At 56.3% G+C, this 13,725-nt stretch carries 12 protein-coding genes; 3 read left to right on the top strand and 9 right to left on the bottom strand.

The window, feature by feature from the left end:
• Nucleotides 1-49: 49 nt before the first annotated feature.
• Both argS and FDK21_RS05400 read right to left on the bottom strand, forming a co-directional pair.
• A complete protein-coding gene (gene argS, locus FDK21_RS05405) occupies nucleotides 50-1,810 on the bottom strand; it encodes an arginine--tRNA ligase (RefSeq protein WP_138147726.1) in 1,761 nt (586 codons plus the stop codon).
• Nucleotides 1,811-2,027: 217 nt separating this feature from the next.
• Nucleotides 2,028-3,242 (bottom strand): deoxyguanosinetriphosphate triphosphohydrolase, encoded by a 1,215-nt coding sequence (locus tag FDK21_RS05400; protein ID WP_138147725.1) that lies wholly within the window; start codon nucleotides 3,240-3,242, stop codon nucleotides 2,028-2,030.
• Nucleotides 3,243-3,473: 231 nt separating this feature from the next.
• Here FDK21_RS05400 and erpA point away from each other — a divergent pair, with 231 nt between their 5' ends.
• On the top strand, nucleotides 3,474-3,803 hold the full coding sequence (gene erpA / locus FDK21_RS05395; RefSeq protein WP_114009635.1) for an iron-sulfur cluster insertion protein ErpA: 330 nt from the start codon (nucleotides 3,474-3,476) through the stop codon (nucleotides 3,801-3,803).
• Between the two features lie 58 nt (nucleotides 3,804-3,861).
• Nucleotides 3,862-4,653, top strand: a complete 792-nt coding sequence (xth, locus tag FDK21_RS05390; protein ID WP_138147724.1) for an exodeoxyribonuclease III — start codon at nucleotides 3,862-3,864, stop codon at nucleotides 4,651-4,653.
• Between the two features lie 77 nt (nucleotides 4,654-4,730).
• Here the strand turns inward: xth and FDK21_RS05385 are convergent, their stop codons facing one another.
• The 5 genes from FDK21_RS05385 to lpdA form a co-directional block, all read right to left on the bottom strand.
• Nucleotides 4,731-5,498, bottom strand: coding sequence for a tetratricopeptide repeat protein (locus FDK21_RS05385; RefSeq protein WP_171021952.1), 768 nt, complete (start codon nucleotides 5,496-5,498; stop codon nucleotides 4,731-4,733).
• 553 nt (nucleotides 5,499-6,051) lie between these two features.
• Nucleotides 6,052-6,504 (bottom strand): SRPBCC family protein, encoded by a 453-nt coding sequence (locus tag FDK21_RS05380; protein WP_138147723.1) that lies wholly within the window; start codon nucleotides 6,502-6,504, stop codon nucleotides 6,052-6,054.
• 19 nt (nucleotides 6,505-6,523) lie between these two features.
• Nucleotides 6,524-7,507 carry a lipoyl synthase gene (gene lipA, locus FDK21_RS05375; protein ID WP_138147722.1) on the bottom strand — a complete coding sequence of 328 codons (984 nt, stop codon included), beginning with the start codon at nucleotides 7,505-7,507 and terminating at the stop codon, nucleotides 6,524-6,526.
• A 74-nt stretch (nucleotides 7,508-7,581) separates the two neighbouring features.
• Nucleotides 7,582-7,824, bottom strand: coding sequence for a GlsB/YeaQ/YmgE family stress response membrane protein (locus FDK21_RS05370; RefSeq protein ID WP_114008787.1), 243 nt, complete (start codon nucleotides 7,822-7,824; stop codon nucleotides 7,582-7,584).
• A gap of 233 nt (nucleotides 7,825-8,057) precedes the next feature.
• Nucleotides 8,058-9,452, bottom strand: coding sequence for a dihydrolipoyl dehydrogenase (gene lpdA / locus FDK21_RS05365; RefSeq protein WP_114008788.1), 1,395 nt, complete (start codon nucleotides 9,450-9,452; stop codon nucleotides 8,058-8,060).
• A 229-nt stretch (nucleotides 9,453-9,681) separates the two neighbouring features.
• On the opposite strand from lpdA, the gene FDK21_RS05360 reads away from it, so the two are divergent.
• Nucleotides 9,682-10,893 (top strand): MFS transporter, encoded by a 1,212-nt coding sequence (locus FDK21_RS05360; protein WP_138147721.1) that lies wholly within the window; start codon nucleotides 9,682-9,684, stop codon nucleotides 10,891-10,893.
• Nucleotides 10,894-10,968: 75 nt separating this feature from the next.
• On the opposite strand, the gene FDK21_RS05355 is transcribed toward FDK21_RS05360, so the two are convergent.
• A complete protein-coding gene (locus FDK21_RS05355) occupies nucleotides 10,969-12,321 on the bottom strand; it encodes a pyruvate dehydrogenase complex dihydrolipoamide acetyltransferase (protein WP_138147720.1) in 1,353 nt (450 codons plus the stop codon).
• A gap of 11 nt (nucleotides 12,322-12,332) precedes the next feature.
• Nucleotides 12,333-13,718, bottom strand: coding sequence for a pyruvate dehydrogenase complex E1 component subunit beta (locus FDK21_RS05350; protein ID WP_114008792.1), 1,386 nt, complete (start codon nucleotides 13,716-13,718; stop codon nucleotides 12,333-12,335).
• Between the last annotated feature and the right edge of the window lie 7 nt (nucleotides 13,719-13,725).

Here is a 13,725-nt window from a genome sequence, read left to right as displayed (position 1 = left end):
CACTCGTAATGCCTGGCAAAGCTTGTCTGGAACTGGGTCCGAGGCGACATTATCGCATTTCTTCTGGTGCCGTCACACCAAGCAAGCTGAGGCCCGTAGCAATGACGGTCGCAACAGCTTGAACAAGAGCCAAGCGCGCTTGAGTCATCTTTTCATCTTTAGCGTTAATAAAGCGTAATTGCGGCATTTCCTTGCCTTTGTTCCACACAGAATGGAAATATCCGGCAAGATCATACAGGTAAAAAGCCACCCTGTGGGGCTCTTGTGTTTCAGCAGCACCTGCTGCAATACGTGGAAATTCAGACAGCTTGCGAATAAGGGCCAGTTCAACTTCGTCCTCAAGGGCGCTCAGATCGGCTTTTGCAAGATCAGCCTGAGCAACTGACAGATTCGGAATCTCGGTTGCTGCCTGACGGAAGATCGATGCCGTCCGGGCATGCGCATATTGCACATAAAAGACCGGATTGTCCTTGCTCTGCTCGGTCACCTTGGCAAAGTCGAAGTCGATGGTCACTTCGGACTTACGGTACATCATCATGAAGCGCACCGCATCGCACCCCACTTCCTCGACCACGTCGCGCAAGGTGATGAAATTTCCGGACCGCTTGGACATTTTCAGCTGTTCGCCATCGCGCATCAGGTTGACCAGCTGGCAGATTTTGACATCCAGTCCACCCTTGCCTTCGGTGATCGCCGCAACGGCTGCCTTGAGGCGTTTCACATAGCCACCATGGTCAGCCCCCAGAATATCAACCTGTTGGGCATAGCCACGTTTGAACTTGTCAAAGTGATAGGCAATGTCGTTGGCGAAATAGGTGTTTGAGCCGTCCGATTTCTTCAGCGGCCGATCGATATCATCGCCAAAGTCGGTAGAGCGGAACAGGGTCTGTTCGCGATCTTCCCAATCATCCGGCAACTGGCCTTTTGGTGGCGGCAATGTGCCGACATAGACCTGCCCCTTGCCCGTCAACCAGTCGATGGCTTCCTTCACCCGATCATGCTCGCCGTGAATGAGGCTGCGTTCGGAGAAGAAGACGTCATGTTTGACATTCAGTGCCTCAAGGTCGCCGCGAATCATGTCCATCATCTTGTCGACGGTGAAGGCCCGCACCAGCGGCAGCCATTCTTCTTCTGAAGCTTGTTTCAGCTTGTCGCCATGCGCCTTGGCCAGAGCCTCTCCGACCGGCACAAGATAGTCGCCGGGATAAAGCCCTTCGGGGATATCGCCGATTTCTTCGCCCAGCGCTTCGCAATAGCGCAAATAGGCAGAGCGAGCGAGCACGTCGACCTGCGCACCTGCATCATTGATGTAATATTCACGACACACATCATAACCGGCAAAGTCCAGCAGATTTGCAATACAGTCACCCAGCACCGCGCCACGCGTATGGCCCACATGCATCGGGCCGGTCGGGTTGGCAGAGACATATTCGACATTGATCTTGGCACCCTGCCCCAGATCGCCGCGGCCAAAGTCAACGCCGCTCTCGACAATGGTACGCACCACGCTGCGCCAGAAATCGTCAGACAGGGTCAGATTGATAAAGCCCGGCCCCGCGACATCTGCTTTGGCAATGTCGCCATCTTCCACCAGAGCATCGACAATCTTGTTCGCCACGTCGCGCGGCTTCATGCCCACCTGCTTTGCCAAAACCATGGCAGCATTGGTCGCCAGATCACCGTGGGACGCATCGCGCGGCGGTTCCACATTGACCCGTGACAGATCAAGCACCGCCCCATCGCGTGCCGCAAGATCCGTCTTGCCAACAGCAGCAACAACCCGTTCGGTAAACAGCGTAAAGACGTTCATTTCATTTCCAGTCTGATGTCTTGATGGACCGCAGCCCGGCGCCAACCTGTTCGGCGCACGGCTCGACTGCATCGTCCGTTTCTTTCAAAGCGTCCAAGGGACAAGGGCATGTCTCACGACACTTGACCTGTTCAGATCAAGCCCGGTGAGGAACAGCTTGCTCGCATCAAGCCGTCAAGCGGCTCTGTCCCTGTTCTTTCAAGGGTTCGGCTACGCTCTAGCGCAAATCCGGGGTGACGTCAAACAATCGCAGATGCTCCAAAATGGCAAACCGATCCGTCATCCCTGCCATATAGTCCGCCACCCGTCGGGCAAACACCTCCTGGTCGCAATCATCCAGCCCATAGCGCCATTCCTGCGGCAAGGTCTCAGGACCGGTCATGTGGTAGGTGAACAGATCGCGCAGCACCTGTTCCGCATTGCCCATCACCTGCATCACATGCGGATCTCGATAAACCCGTTCAAACAGAAACCGCTTGATTCCGGCCTCCGCCTTGGCCATGTCCTCGGAGAAACAGACAATGGTCTGCCCCGCTCGGCGCACAGCCTCCACATCACCGGGCGCAATCTGTTCGAGATTGGCCATCGAGGTCTTGATGACATCTTCCACCAAGCGCGTAATCAGGCGGCGAACAATCTCATGCACCACCCGCGGCTCTTCCAGCCCCGGATAGCGTGTCCGCACCTCGCGCAGCGCCTCCCCCGCCAACGGCACATCGTTTAAGTCATCCAGCGAAATCAACCCGGCCCGCAAGCCATCATCGATGTCATGGGTGTTATAGGCAATGTCGTCAGCCACGGCAGCCGCCTGCGCCTCGATGCTGGCATGGGACCACAGCATCAGATCCTGCTGCTCCGCATAGACACGAATGCCAAATGGCAGACCATCGGCGTAATGGCCAATGCCGTTGCCTGCCAGATCCGTCAGCGGGCCGTTATGCTTCACCAGCCCTTCAAGGGTTTCCCAACTGAGATTGAGCCCGTCATAGTCGGCATAATGCCGCTCCAGCTCAGTGACCACCCGCAAGGATTGGGCATTGTGATCAAAGCCCCCATAAGGCTGCATCAAATCATCCAGCGCCCGCTCCCCCGCATGACCAAATGGCGTGTGCCCCAGATCATGAGACAGAGCCAGGGCTTCGGCCAGATCCTCATCGACCGACAAGGCACGGGCAATGGAACGGGCAATCTGACTGACTTCGATCGTATGGGTCAGACGGGTCCTGTGCAAATCGCCTTCGTGATAAAGAAAGACCTGTGTCTTGTGTTTGAGCCGACGAAAGGCCGAGGAATGAATGACCCGGTCACGATCCCGCTGAAACGGCGTCCGCGTCGGGCTGTCTGCTTCCGGGACCAGACGCCCCCTGCTTTCCAGCGGTTGAACCGCATAGACAGCTCTGGGCTGCGCACCGAAACCGATCATTGCCGACATATTATCATCCATTTTGCATTCAACAATTCGCAAGCCACGCGCCAAGACCATTGACTTAAGCCCAGCCTGCCTTAACTATCAGGGTAACTCGAACACTGTGTGAATGTCTGACCAAATTGGTCCATCCACAGAAGACACATCACTCTTCTAGGCAAGTGATTGAGGATCGGGGCCATGTCGGCCCACTTCTCCACCACCACGAACCAGAAGAGCAAAACGGGACACTTTTCCATGTCACAAACCATCACAGTCACCGATAGTGCCATTCGCCGAATCGCCTTCATCCTTTCCAAGGAGCAGGAAGGCTCGATGCTGCGTATTTCCGTCTCCGGCGGTGGCTGCTCGGGTTTTCAGTATAATTATGATCTTGTCACCCAGAAGGAAGGGGACGATCTTGTCATTGAGCGCGACGGCGCTGTGGTTCTGATTGATCCAATGACCCAGCAATATATGGAAGGATCCGAGGTCGACTTCGTTGACGACATCATGGGACAGGCTTTCCAGATCAAGAACCCGCTGGCCACCGCCTCCTGCGGCTGCGGTACCAGTTTCGCGCTCTGAAACGCGCAATCATCCCCTCGTAAAAGATTTATCGCCCGGACGGGCAAAGGCAAACTCCATGCGCATCGCAACCTGGAACATCAACGGCATCAAGGCCCGTCACCCCAACCTCCTGCGCTGGCTGGAAGAGGAACAACCGGACATTGCCTGCCTGCAGGAAATCAAGTCGGTTGATGAGGCTTTTCCGCGTGGCGAGATCGAGGCGCTTGGCTACAATGTCGAAACGCATGGCCAGAAGAGCTTCAATGGCGTGGCCTTGCTGTCCCGCACACCCTTTGAGGAAGTCAATCGCGGCCTGCCCGGCGATGACAGCGATGAGCAGGCCCGCTTTATCGAAGGCGTTTTGGCAACCGACAAGGGCCCCTTGCGGGTCGTCAGCCTGTATCTGCCAAACGGCAATCCGGTCGATACCGACAAATATCCATACAAGCTCAACTGGATGCGCCGTCTGATCGATTGGAGCCGGAACCGGCTCGAGCTGGAAGAAGCCTTTATCCTGTCCGGTGACTATAATGTCATCCCGACGGCCGACGATGTCCACGACCATGAGGCATGGTGGGGCGATGCGCTCTATCGCACCGAGACGCTGGAATTGTTCCGTGAGTTGAAGGCCCTTGGTCTGACTGAAGCCTTCCGCGCCTGCAATGCAACCCCGCATCTTTATTCCTTCTGGGATTATCAGGCCGGTGCATGGCCACGCAATCACGGCATCCGCATTGACCATCATTTGATGTCGCCAGAAGCAGCCAATCATCTCAAGGGCTGCATCATTCAAAAAGACACCCGAGATTGGGAAAAACCATCCGACCATGTCCCGGTGATGCTGACGCTCGATTGCACACCGCAATAGAGCGCGCCCATAAAAGACCAACAAAAAAAGCGGACCGTTTCGGATCCGCTTTTTTTGTAGACTAATCTCTGCCGGGTTTAGCGTTTGCCGCCATAAACCCATTCTTCGGCCATGACCACGGCTTTCTTGCGCGTTGTGTCATCAGCCAAAGCAAAGGCGGCTTCCTGACGGTCCAGCACCACAGGATTGCCGGAATCAAGCAGCCGCGCAATGGTCAGCCATTTCAGGCCATTGACCGGTTGGCGAGGCACTTTTTCCCCTTCAAGCAACAGATCACCCAGCTGCAATTGAGCCTTGATATGTCCCTTACGCGCAGCCTTGTTCAACCAGCGGGCAGCCTGACGTGGATTGGTCTTGCCATTGCCTTGATCCAGATAGGACAAGGCCAGGTGATACTGAGCATCAGGGTCACGGAAATAGGACGCGGCATATTGCAGGATTTCGTGTGCCTTCTCGCGATCAGGCCGCACCTTGCTCTTGATACCGACTTTGAGAAACTCACTGAGTTTGACAAAAGCGTTGGACACATAGCGCGCCTCGATCGAACCGGGTCGCGCGTCGCCATGCTGGGCCACAATGCCATTGAACAGATCGAATGCCCGTGCCTGATCTTTCGACACGCCATCCCCTTCTGCATACATCCGCCCCAGCTTCCACTGAGAAACCATATGCCCATTATGCGCCGCATAGGTCAGCGCATCGACAGCCGTGGTCTTATCGCCGAACTGATAGGCCTGAGCACCGAACCGGAAAGCATCATCCGGTTTCGCGCCACCTTGCAGCATCGTGCGAGGATCAAAGGCAGAACCCGGCGTTGACACAATGCCTGCGACAAGCGCAGTCATGGCCAAGGCACATGCCCTGCTCAGCCATTTGCCGTGCATCCCGTTCATGTTAATCACCGAACGCTTCACCATTCTGTTGAGCTGGCCTCATATCGGACCTGCTTCATTGCTTTCGTCCGCGTGGTGCGGCTCCCTGTCTCATGGGTGTCACAGACAACGGACATCCCAATCGCGTTTGCGCCTGACTTGTCTTCCAATCATGTCGATAGTTTGACGAAACGACGAAAGTGTCTGACGTGGTAAACGGCGATGGTCTGTCTCTGACCTGCCTGCTCAGATCTGTCTGAGGTCTGTTTTGGCAGTGTCGGGGGCGCTTCCTGAGTCCGTCTGCAAGACTGTTTCTGGAAGCAACCTCCGGCGTCGCGCCTGTGTCCCGTGATCCCAATTTGTCAGCATAATGTGGCTGAAGCCGGGCAGAAACCATGAAGCAACATGGTTAACGAATTACTTTCTTGTAATCCGTGTCTTTTGTGCAACGCATGACCGTTTGGCAACCAACATACAAAGGTTGACCGTCATGACGAACTTCATATGGAAAGACAAAAAGAAGGCGTTAGCCGTAAATCAGATCGGCCCGCTTCTCAAAGGCCGTTGAGAATTTATGAAAGGCCTTGTCAAACATGGCCCCCATCAAACCTGCCAGCATGCGGCTGCGGAACTCGTAATCGATATAAAAAACGATCACCGACTGATCATCCCGCCCCTCAACCGGCTCAAAGGTCCAGCGATTTTCCAGATGCTTGAAGGGCCCGTCGAGATACTCCACCAGAATCTGATGGGTCTGGGGCTTGACTGTCACCTTCGAGGTGAAGCTTTCTTGCACCATCTTGTAGGCCACCGTCATGTCGGCGACCATGATAGCACCATCCGCAGTCACCTTCTCACCGCGGACATGCAGGCTCTTGCACAAAGGGACAAATTCCGGATAGCGACGAATATCGGCGACCAGATCAAACATCTGCTGGGCGGAATGCTGAACCGTCTGGCGGGTCTCAAACTTCGGCATGAGTGGGTATTGTCCTCACTCAGCGTCCGAGTTTGGCAAGCCGAGCGGCTTTCAGTTTGGCAAAATCCTCGCCTGCATGATGCGACGAACGGGTCAACGGATTGGCCGACACCAGCATGAAGCCCTTGGTATAGGCGATGGTCTCATAGCCTTTGAACTCTTCCGGCGTGACAAAGGACATCACCGGATGATGTTTCTTGGTTGGCTGAAGATACTGACCGATGGTCAGGAAGTCGACGTCGGCAACTCGGAGATCATCCATCAACTGAAGCACTTCGTTGCGCTCTTCCCCAAGGCCCACCATGATACCGGACTTGGTGAACATGGTCGGATCGATTTCCTTCACCTGCTGCAACAGACGGATTGAATGGAAATAGCGGGCACCGGGACGGACCTTGAGATAATTGGACGGCACGGTTTCCAGATTGTGGTTGAACACGTCCGGCTTGGCCGCAACCACTGTTTCAAGGGCCCCTTCCTTGCGCAGGAAGTCAGGCGTCAGAACCTCGATGGTGGTCTCGGGCGATGCTTCGCGAATGGCGTGAATGACATCGGCAAAATGCTGAGCGCCGCCATCGTCGAGATCATCCCGGTCAACGGAGGTGATCACCACATGCTTAAGCCCCATCTGCGCCACGGCCCGACCGGTATTTTCCGGCTCTTTGGGGTCCAGCGCACCGGGCATGCCGGTGGACACATTGCAAAAAGCGCAGGCACGGGTGCAGATCTCACCCATAATCATGAAGCTCGCATGTTTGTGCGACCAGCATTCCCCCATATTCGGGCAGCCAGCCTCTTCACAGACCGTGACGAGATTGTTTTCTTTGACGATCGCGCGGGTCTCTTTATAGGTGGGAGATCCCGGCGCTTTCACACGGATCCAGCTTGGCTTGCGTTGGATCGGATTGTCAGGCCGATGGGCCTTTTCAGGATGGCGTGGACGCGGAGCCGCTGGAGCCGGTGCGCCTGCATTTTCGGAAACCGTATCAATGATGGTGACCATTCACTCTTCCTCGCCATCCCGCTTTTCAAGAAACTGACCTGCTGTATCTGACCGCCTTCACACGGTCAAGCCGGTTAGCTTCGAACTTTTTGATAGATGAACAACACCAGGATCGCCCCCAGCGTCGCAATGATGGTTGTATCCAGCAAGGCATTCTGCACGAATGAAATGTGAAAGCGGCTGGCAATGAAACCACCCACAAATGCCCCAACAAGACCAACAATCAAATTGGTCACAAGCCCGTGATTGGACTTCGTGACTTTCTCAGCAATAAAACCGGCTACGATGCCGACAATGATCCAACCGATAAACCCCATATTTTCGCCTCTCTCACGCTTTGCATCCTTGGGCCTTGCCCACCGGATGATATCTTTAGCCAGTCAAACCCCTGACTGACTTCGATCAGAGCCCGAACCAATTGCGCCCCTTCCCATAAATAGCATCTTATTGGCCATCTTCAAGGAAAAGCACGCCCTCGAGGTCGGCTTCCCGACCCCGATGTCCGACACGGCAGACGAAGCCATCATCTCTCCAGAGAGACAATGTCGGCTTAGGACTGGATCATCATGCCATAAGCATCACGCACCGATTCCGGCATCATTTCCGAAAGGGTCGGATGCGGGAAGATGGTGTGCATCAATTCTTCTTCCGTGGTCTCCAGACCCATGGCGACACAGAATCCCTGAATGAGCTCGGTCACTTCCGCGCCAATCATGTGCGCGCCCAGCAGCTGGCCGGTCTTTTTGTCGAAGATGGTCTTGACCATGCCTTCCGGCTCCCCGAGGGCAATGGCCTTGCCGTTGGCGATGAACGGGAAGCGACCAACGCGGACATCAAGGCCTTTTTCCTTGCAGGCCTGTTCGGTGAGGCCAACGGAGGAGACCTGCGGATGGCAATAGGTACAGCCCGGGATCTTGCTCTTATCCATCGGATGCGGTTTTTTGCCAGCGATTGCCTCGATACAGACCACGCCCTCATGCTCGGCCTTATGCGCCAGCATCGGAGGACCGGCGACATCGCCAATCGCATAGATGCCTTCAACATTGGTCCGCCCATAGCCATCAATCACGATGCAACCACGGTCGGTTTTCACCCCAAGCTTCTCAAGGCCAAGATTTTCGACATTGCCCACCACACCAACAGCGGAGATCAAACGATCTGCCTTGATGGTTTCAGTCTTGCCACCTTTTTTCTCAACCTTGGCAACCACATTGTCGCCGCCCTTGGTGACGCTGGCCACCTTGGCTTCCGTCAAGATCTTGATGCCCTGCTTTTCCAAAGCCTTACGCGCCATGCCGGAAATTTCATCATCTTCCACAGGCAGGATCTTCGGCAGCATTTCCACCACAGTCACCTCGGCACCCATCGTGCGATAGAAGCTGGCAAACTCAATACCAATGGCACCCGAGCCAACAACCAGCAGGCTCTTTGGCATGATGTCCGGCTTCAGGGCATCAAAATAGGTCCAGATCAGCTTCTTGTCCGGCTCAAGACCCGGCAGAACGCGCGGACGGGCACCAGTGGCCAGAATAATATGCGGCGCCTTGTAAGTGCCAGCATCATCTCCAGTCACCTTGATTGCTCCCTTGCCTTCCAGCACAGCAGCCCCCTTGATAACGGTGACCTTGTTCTTCTTCATCAGGAAGCCAACGCCATTATTCAGCTGTTTGGACACTCCACGGGACCGTTCGACCACTTTCTGCAAATCGAAGCTGATGCCGTCTGCCGACAGGCCATAATCCTTGGCATGCTGCATATAGTGATAGATCTCGGCCGACCGCAGCAACGCCTTGGTCGGGATACAGCCCCAGTTCAGGCAGATGCCACCAAGATCATTCTTCTCGACGATCGCGGTTTTCAAACCAAGCTGGGAAGCGCGGATCGCGGTCACATAGCCCCCCGGGCCAGAGCCGACGATGATCACGTCAAATTCATTTTGTGCCATTCCTGAGGTTCCTCTACTGTAAGTCTTCGCAGCGGATCCGATCCGCCCCTCTTGCATCTCTTGCGCATGCCCGCACAACCGCCAAAGCATGCTGTCATTCCATCTTTCGTCACGCCAACAGGCCACCCTGCCCGCGCCATATCCTACATTGTTAAACGGATGGCCAAATTACAGCCGCTCACGCAGCTGCTAGCCTGCCGCTTCCCGCCCCATCAAGACAGGACGAACCATGACATTGCTGTCCATCAAATCCCGTTCTCTGGCCTTGTTGTGTCTCAGTCAGGTTGCCGTATTGTCCCTGTGGTTTTCGGCGTCCGCCGTGGCCCCAAGCCTTGCCAAGGAATTTGCTCTGAGCGGCGGTGATGTCGCGCTCTTGTCCTCGTCCGTACAGGCGGGCTTTGTCCTTGGTTGCCTGATCAGCGCTGCCCTCGGGCTTGCGGATCGCACTGATCCACGCTTGCTCTATGCCATTTGCGCGGTGGCTGGCGCGCTCGCCAACTTCGCCTTCTTGCATGTGGAACCGGGCACCAGTCTGTCGATCTTCTTGCGCCTGCTGACCGGCGCAGTGATTGCGGGGGTTTATCCGGTGGGCATGAAAATCGCCATGAGCTGGGCCAAAGGCGACGCAGGCATGCTGGTCGGCATGCTGGTCGGCTCGCTGATGATCGGATCGGCCTCCCCACACATCATCGCCTATTGGGGCGATGTCGACTGGCGCGCGGTGCTGTCTGCCACCAGCATCATATCCGCCGTTGGCGGCTTGTCGGTGATGCTGGTCGCCATCGGCCCCAACTTTGCCAAAAGCCCGAAATTCAAACTCGGCCTTGCCTTTGAGGCCCTGACCAACAAACCCATCCGCCTCGCCAACTTTGGTTATTTCGGCCATATGTGGGAGGTCTATGCCATGTGGACCTGGATTGTGCTCTATCTGGGTGCCAGCTTCGAGGTGAGCGGCATCGACAATCCCGGCAAATGGGCCTCGCTTGTTGCCTTCTTCACGCTGGCTGCAGGCGCGCCGGGTTCCATTTGGGGCGGACGCATTGCCGATAAGGTCGGCCGCACCCTGATGACCAGTGTGGTGCTCGCGGCCAGCGGCACCTGCAGCCTGATCATCGGCCCACTCTTTGGCGGCCCGGTCTTCCTGGTGGTTCTGGTTGCCATTCTCTGGGGCGCAACGGTCTCGCCGGACAGTGCGCAATTCTCCACCGCCGTGGGCGAATTGTCCAAGCCGGAAAATCGCGGCACGATGCTGACCATGCAGACAGCAATCGGCTTTTCCCTTGCGCTTGTCTCTGTTCAACTCATGCCCCATTGGATCGCCCTGGTTGGTTGGCATTGGGCCTTCACACCGCTGGTGGCGGGCCCGATCTTCGGAATTATCTCGATGCTCAGACTGAGACGCCTTCCGCAATCCCGACAATTGGCGAGCGGACGCCGCTAACCTACCTTTGCGCCGGGAGAACCGGGTCGCAGAGGCTGCGGCCCGGACAATGTGTGTCTTTCAGGGATGCCGGTATCAGACCAACATGCTCATTGGCTTCTCGATATAGGCCTTGAAGGCCGCGAGAAGCTGGGCACCAAGAGCACCGTCAACGACCCGGTGATCGCACGACAGGGTCACGGACATGACGTTGGCAACAGCCACCGCGCCATCCTTGATCACCGGACGTTTTTCACCAGCACCAATGGCAATGATCGTGCCATGCGGCGGGTTGATCACCGCAGAGAAGTTCTTGACGCCAAACATGCCAAGGTTGGACACAGCCGTGGTGCCACCCTGATATTCTTCTGGCAGAAGCTTCTTGTTACGGGCGCGGGCGGCATAGTCTTTCATTTCATTGGAAATGGCAGACAAGGCCTTCTGTTCAGCCTTGCGAATGACCGGTGTGAAGAGACCATCTTCCACCGCAACCGCAACACCAACATCGGAATGCTTGTGCAACAGACGTGAGCCTTCGGTCCAGGTGGCATTGGCCATTGGCACCTTCTGCAGCGCCATTGCCATCGCCTTGATGATGAAGTCATTGACCGACAGCTTGAACATTGGCTTGCCATCCGCATCAAGCGGCGCTTCGCCATTGATCTGACCACGCAGGGCGAGCAGAGCGTCGAGCTCCACATCCATTTCGAGATAGAAATGCGGCACGGTCTGCTTGGCTTCGGTCAGGCGACTTGCCACAACCTTGCGCATGCCACTATGCGGCACTTCCTCGTAAGTCCCCTCTTCATAAAGCGCCTTGATGGCATCATCGCTTGGGCCACTTGGTGCAGACTTGGCAGGAGCTGGAGCAGCATCGGCGGACGCTGCTTTGTCGGCCGCTGGAGCCGAAGCAGACGCACCCGCAGTGCCAGCTTCAAGAGCCGCATCAATGTCGCGCTTGACGATACGACCGCGTGGACCGGTGCCTTCAATCTTCGCCAGATCCAGATCATTGATCTTGGCCAGACGACGGGCCAATGGCGAGGAGAAAATCCGGTTGCCATCAGCCGAAGTTGCCACAGGACCAGCAGAGACGTCAGCAGCAGGAGCCGCAGGCGCTACCTCAGCTTTCGAAGCCTCTTCAGCAGGGGCTGCCGCCGGGGCCGGAGCGGCAGCAGGAGCCTCATCGATGGCAGAAGCGTCTTCGCCTTCCTCAAGCAGAATCGCAATCGGTGCATTCACGGAGACATCAGCAGAACCGGCTTCGACCAGAATCTTGCCAATCACGCCTTCATCAACGGCTTCCACTTCCATGGTCGCCTTGTCGGTTTCAATTTCGGCAATCACATCACCGGCAGAAACCTCATCGCCTTCCTTCACCAGCCATTTGGCCAGATTGCCGCTTTCCATGGTCGGGGAAAGGGCCGGCATCGTAATCGTTACAGGCATATCACTCTCCCTCAGGCGTAGGTTACGGCTTTGACAGCATCAATCACCTCGGCAATGCTTGGCAGGGCCAGCTTTTCGAGGTTGGCAGCATAGGGCATTGGCACGTCTTTACCCGTGACGCGCGCGACCGGTGCATCCAGATAGTCGAAGGCCTGTTCCATGATCCGGAAACCAAGCTCCGAGGAAATCGAGCATTGCGGCCAGCCTTCCTCGACGGTCACACAGCGACCGGTCTTGATGACGGAACGCAGCACCGTGTCCATGTCCAGCGGACGAACGGTCCGCAAATCGATCACTTCAGCATCGATGCCTTCTTTGGCCAGCTCTTCAGCCGCACCCAGCGCATAGGTCATGCCGATCCCGAAGGAAATGATGGTCACGTCATTGCCGCGGCGGGCAATGCGCGCTTTACCGAGCGGCACAGCGTGATCTTCCAGATCCGGCACATCGAAGCTGTGACCGTAAAGGATCTCGTTTTCGAGGAAGACCACCGGGCTGTCGGACTGGATGGCAGACTTGATCAGACCCTTATAGTCAGCGGCGGTGTATGGCTGAACAACCACCAGACCGGGCACGGACGAATACCATGCAGAGAAATCCTGACTATGCTGGGCACCGACGCGTGCAGCAGCCCCGTTGGCACCACGGAAGACAATCGGGTTGGTGATCTGGCCACCGGACATGTAAAGCGTCTTGGCAGAAGAGTTGATGATGTGGTCCATCGCCTGCAGGGCGAAGTTGAAGGTCATGAACTCAACGATTGGACGCAGACCCGCCATCGCGGCCCCGGCTGCAAGACCGGTGAAGCCGTGCTCGGTGATCGGTGTATCAATCACGCGTTTCGGACCAAATTCGTCCAGCATGCCCTGGGTAATTTTGTAGGCACCCTGATATTGCGCCACTTCTTCACCCATGACAAAGACACGGTCATCCTTGCGCATTTCTTCCGCCATGCCGTCGCGCAATGCTTCGCGTACAGTCTGGGTTTTCATGGGTGTGCCTTCCGGCACTTCTGGCTCTTCCTCGACATCCGGCACGGTCACTGGCGCTGGCTTGGCAGCTTCGGCAGGGACGCTCTCGGCAGGCGTGGCTTCTTGCGAAGCTGGCGCCGCAGGCGCTTCAACAGCGGCATCATTGAGAGCAGACTCGTCTTCGCCCTCTTCGAGGATCAAGGCGATCAGGCTGTTGACCTTCACCCCTTGCGAGCCTTCCGGCACCACGATCTTGCCGAGCGTGCCTTCTTCAACCGCTTCGACTTCCATCGTCGCCTTGTCGGTTTCGATTTCGGCAATCACGTCACCAATGGCAACCGCATCACCTTCATTCTTGAGCCACTTGGCCAGATTGCCCTCTTCCATGGTTGGAGACAGAGCAGGCATCAAAACTTGGATTGGCATAATCTCT

This window comes from Cohaesibacter sp. CAU 1516, from assembly GCF_005771485.1.
GTDB lineage: Bacteria > Pseudomonadota > Alphaproteobacteria > Rhizobiales > Cohaesibacteraceae > Cohaesibacter > Cohaesibacter intestini.
Note: the sequence above shows the minus strand (reverse complement) of the source record. Positions and strands in the feature narration are given on the sequence as shown.